Genomic DNA, 4,078 nt, shown 5'->3' with positions numbered 1-4,078 from the left:
GCCGGCCGCACCGACCGCGAGCAGCACCGGTCGCCCGCGCGATCCCCACGCCACAGCCGCGGGTGCGGCCAGCGACAGCGCGATCTGCCCGACTCCGCCGCCGAGCAGCACCGGCACCGACTCCTTGGTCCCGGCCACGAAGCTCTTCCGGAACGAGCTCCAGCCCTGCGCGAACGGGTCCATCCCGGAGGTCGTGAGGTGATCCAGGCCGTCCACGGTGGCGGTGCTGCCGCCGTGATCGCGCACCGACGTGGCGATCGCGACGTCCTCGTTGCGCATCGAGGCCAGCGAAGCCCAGCCGCCGATCTTCTCGTAGTGCGAACGCCGCAGCAGGATGCAGTGCCCGATCGCGAACGCCTTGCGCCCCCGGCCGTCCGGCGCGGCGTTCTCCCCGATCATCTGCAGCCCCGGCGGCATCAGCAGCGGCCAAGTGGCCGAGTGGCCTGCCGGCGGTCCGCCGGGTGTGGAAACGAGATCGGAATCGCCCGCTTCGGCCGTCGCCAGCAGCCGTGCCAGCAGTTCCGGCCCGAGCACCGTGTCCGCGTCCACGAAAAGCAGCCACTCCCCCGCGCCCGGCGGTTCAGCGGATTCGACGCCGACGTGCATCGCGTGCACCTTGCCGCTCCAGCCCTCCGGCGGGCCGTCGACGTGCACCACGCGCACGCGCGGATCGGCTTCGGCGTGCCCGCGGGCGATGTCGCCGGTGCCGTCCGTGGAACCGTCGTCGACGACCACGATGCGCAGCGTGTTCGCGTCCGCGGCGCCGTAGGTCTGGGTCCGGATGCCGCGCAGGCAGTCGTCGAGCACCGCGGCTTCGTTGCGGGCGGGGACGCCCACGGTGACGGTGTCCGGGAGGACCGAGCTGGACGGGGCTTCGCGCAGCGGCACGACCGAACGCGCCTGGCGCACCGTGCGGATGCTGCGCCAACAGGCCCCGGCGACCGCGGCGCCGAGCAGCGCCGTCCCGATCGCGGATCTTGGTAGAGCCACGTTCCCAGCCTGCCACGAATCGGACGAAGCAGCCGAGATCGCCCGTGCGAACACCGCGCGAACATCATCGGTCCGGCCCGTTCCATCGCAGGGGGCGTCGGCGTCGCTGCAGTTCGCAGCGGCTGCAGCCATCCGCTCAGCCCTTGGGTTTCGCCCAACGCTCCAGGAAATCCGCGATGTCGGCGATGGCCCGCTGGTCCCGCCCGACCTCCCGGACCAGCTCCAGCGCCGCGTCTTCGTCGGCTTCGATCCACCAGCCGTTGACGTCGCACATGGCGACCGCCGCGACCCAGCCGAGCCGCCAGTTCCCGGCGTGCAACGGCCGGGTGCGCACCAGCGAATCCAGCAGCGCGGCCGATTTCAGCCACAACGTCTCGTAGGCGGGCACACCGAGGACCTCGGCCCGCGGCCGGTACGCGGCCGAATCGAGCAGGCCGCTGTCGCGCACCAGCATGTCGCCGTCGGTGACCGCGGTGGCCAGCAGCAGCAGATCGGAGACGTCGAGGTAAACGAGCACCGATCAATGATCGATCATGCGGGGCCGAGCTTGTCCAGCAAACCCCGGTAGCGGGGCAGCACCCGCGCCACGACCTCGCCGAGCTGTTGTTCCTTGCTAGTCCGCTGGGCCCAGCGCTCGGCGAGCGCCGAGCGAACGACCTCCTGCTGGGAGCAACCCTCGGCGGCGGCCAACTCCGCCAGCCGGTCGCTCTCCTCGTCGGTCAGCCGCACCGTCATGGCCATGCGCAGGATGGTAGCGCGGCACCAGCACCCCGCCCAAGCAAACTTCCAGGTGTTCGCGCTCCGGCAAGGCCCGCGGTTCACACCGCGCCGTACTCGCGGTCCCCCGCGTCCCCGAGCCCGGGAACGATGTAGCCGGACTCGTTGAGCCGCTCATCGACGCTGGCGGTCACCACCCGAACCGGCAGCCCGGATTCCTCCAGCCGCCGCAGCCCTTCCGGAGCGGCGAGCGTGCAGATCGCGGTGACGTCGGTGGCGCCGCGCCCGGTCAGCAGGTTGATGGTGTGCAGCATCGACCCGCCGGTGGCGAGCATCGGGTCCAGCACCAGCACCGGGTGTTGCGCGAGGTCGGCCGGCAGCGACTCCAGGTACGGCGTCGGCAGCAGCGTCTCCTCGTCGCGGGCGAGCCCGACGAAACCCATCTGCGCTTCCGGGATGAGCCGGTGCGCCTGGTCGGCCATGCCCAGCCCGGCCCGCAGCACCGGCACCAGCAGCGGCGGGTCCGCCAGCCGGTACGCGGTGGTGCGGGCGACCGGGGTGTGGATGGTCCCTTCGGCGACTTCGGCGTCGCGGGTGGCCTCGTAGATCAGCATGAGGGTGAGTTCTTGCAGCGCGGCGCGGAAAGCGGCGTTCTCGGTGCGCGCGTCGCGCATCGTCGAGAGCCTCGATTTCGCCAGCGGATGGTCCACGACCCGAACGTCCATGGCCGCCCACACTAATCACCCAGGTCAGCATCCCGGCCCACGGGACGGAGGCGTAGCGGACCGGGTGCAGCCGGCTCGCTCCCTCGCTTCGGCATCGGCTTGATCAAACCAGTCGGCAGGCTCCGGGTCACCGGTCGTCCGGTGCCGAGCACGGCGGGCAGAACCCTTCGACGCTGTCGTCGACGACAACGTCGAGGTCGCGGACTGCCGAGGGCGTGCTGTTCCAGGCCCGGGCACGCGCGGTGCACGGTCCGCGAGGTCGACGGACCGTGCACCGCCGCCGTCAGGGGTGCAGCACGACCTTGGTGTAGCCCTCCACGCGTTGGTCGAACTTCCGGTAGGCGTCGGGCGCGTCGGACAGCGAAAGCTCGTGCGAGACGACGAAGCTCGGTGCCGCGCGGCCGGCCGTGATCATGTCGCGCAACTGCCGGTTGTACCGCTTGACGTTGCACTGACCGGTGCCGATGACCTGGCCCTTCTCGAACAGCTTGCCGAAGGCGACCAGCAGCATGCCCTGCTTGGCCTGCTCGTCGGGCCCGCCCGGGTCGGCGGGCACGTACAGCCCTGGCACGCCGAGCCGCCCGGTCGGGCGCACGGTCTGGATCAGCGAGTTGAGCACGACGGCCGGTTCCTCCTTGGAGGCGTCCGCGACCTGCGCCTGGTAGCCGACGGCGTCGACGCCCTTGTCGGTGCCTTCGCCCTCGGTCTGGTCCTTGATCTGCTCGACCGGGTCGCCCGCGCTGAAATCGATCGGGATGGCGCCGATCTCCTCGGCCTTGGCCAGCCGTTCCGGCACCCGGTCGACGCAGAACACCCGCGAGGCCCCGCGCAGCAGCGCGGAGTACGCCGCCATCAGCCCGACCGGACCGGCGCCGTAGACCACGCACGACTCACCCGGGGAGACCTGGGCGAGTTCGCAGCCGTGGTAGCCGGTCGGGAAGATGTCGGCCAGCAGCACGTAGTCGGACTCCTTGCTGGAGTCCGGCGGCAGCTTCAGGCAGTTGAAGTCGGCGAACGGCACCCGCAGGAATTCGGCCTGCCCGCCGGTGTACGGCCCCATCGACACGTAGCCGTAGGCGCCGCCGGCGAATCCAGGGTTGACGTTGAGGCAGAACGCGGTGTCCCCGGCCATGCAGTTCTTGCAGAAGCCGCAGGCGACGTTGAACGGCATGACCACCCGGTCGCCGCGGTTGAGGCTCACCACGCCCGAACCGACCTCGTCGATGATGCCGAGGTTCTCGTGCCCGAACACGATCCCCGGCTCTGCCGCGGTACGTCCTTCGTACATGTGCAGGTCGGAACCGCAGATCGCGGTGGAGGTGACGCGGACGATCACGTCGTTGGGGTGGTGGATGGCGGGCCGGTCGACCTCGTCGACGGTGACCGCGAAGGGCTCTCGGTAGACCACTGCCTTCATGGGTTCTCACCTCCGTCAGTCGCGGCCCCGGACGCGCGGGAACCGCTGCGCGGATGCAGATGGGCGCACCTCTCCCGACTACCCGTGAAATTGCGGTCGCGCGTCCCCCGTTCGTGTAGCTCCGGTCGGCGGCCACCACGACGGATCACGCCGAACCGGCCCGCGTGCGCTGATCGTTTCGCTACCTTGCGTGTGCAGCGCGCGCCGAGCTGCCCGAACGGTCAGCGGC

General features: G+C 70.8%; 5 protein-coding genes. All 5 read right to left on the bottom strand.

Annotated features, from left to right (window positions below; all coding sequences use genetic code 11):
• Positions 1-990: glycosyltransferase family 2 protein (locus IJH84_RS03400; protein ID WP_295140038.1), on the bottom strand; the 990-nt coding region annotated here is incomplete at its 3' end.
• 136 nt (positions 991-1,126) lie between these two features.
• Positions 1,127-1,507 (bottom strand): Fic family protein, encoded by a 381-nt coding sequence (locus tag IJH84_RS03395; RefSeq protein ID WP_200068603.1) that lies wholly within the window; start codon positions 1,505-1,507, stop codon positions 1,127-1,129.
• Positions 1,508-1,521: 14 nt separating this feature from the next.
• The gene (locus IJH84_RS03390; RefSeq protein WP_295140035.1) at positions 1,522-1,731 is read right to left on the bottom strand and encodes a type II toxin-antitoxin system VapB family antitoxin; all 210 of its coding nucleotides are present in this window, start codon (positions 1,729-1,731) and stop codon (positions 1,522-1,524) included.
• Positions 1,732-1,808: 77 nt separating this feature from the next.
• Positions 1,809-2,432 (bottom strand): uracil phosphoribosyltransferase, encoded by a 624-nt coding sequence (gene upp, locus IJH84_RS03385; RefSeq protein WP_200068601.1) that lies wholly within the window; start codon positions 2,430-2,432, stop codon positions 1,809-1,811.
• A 283-nt stretch (positions 2,433-2,715) separates the two neighbouring features.
• Positions 2,716-3,849, bottom strand: a complete 1,134-nt coding sequence (locus tag IJH84_RS03380; RefSeq protein ID WP_200068600.1) for a glutathione-independent formaldehyde dehydrogenase — start codon at positions 3,847-3,849, stop codon at positions 2,716-2,718.
• Positions 3,850-4,078 lie beyond the last annotated feature (229 nt).

Origin of the sequence: Saccharopolyspora sp. (genome assembly GCF_017434145.1) — a bacterium.
Classification (GTDB): Bacteria; Actinomycetota; Actinomycetes; order Mycobacteriales; family Pseudonocardiaceae; genus Saccharopolyspora_C; species Saccharopolyspora_C galaxeae.
This window is presented reverse-complemented; position numbering and strand designations above follow the sequence as displayed.

Bases quoted from the DNA above. Each gene is read 5' to 3' on its own strand.
- IJH84_RS03390 (WP_295140035.1), bottom strand. From the start codon at position 1,731: ATGGCCATGACGGTGCGGCTGACCGACGAGGAGAGCGACCGGCTGGCG.
- upp (WP_200068601.1), bottom strand. From the start codon at position 2,432: ATGGACGTTCGGGTCGTGGACCATCCGCTGGCGAAATCGAGGCTCTCG.
- IJH84_RS03380 (WP_200068600.1), bottom strand. From the start codon at position 3,849: ATGAAGGCAGTGGTCTACCGAGAGCCCTTCGCGGTCACCGTCGACGAG.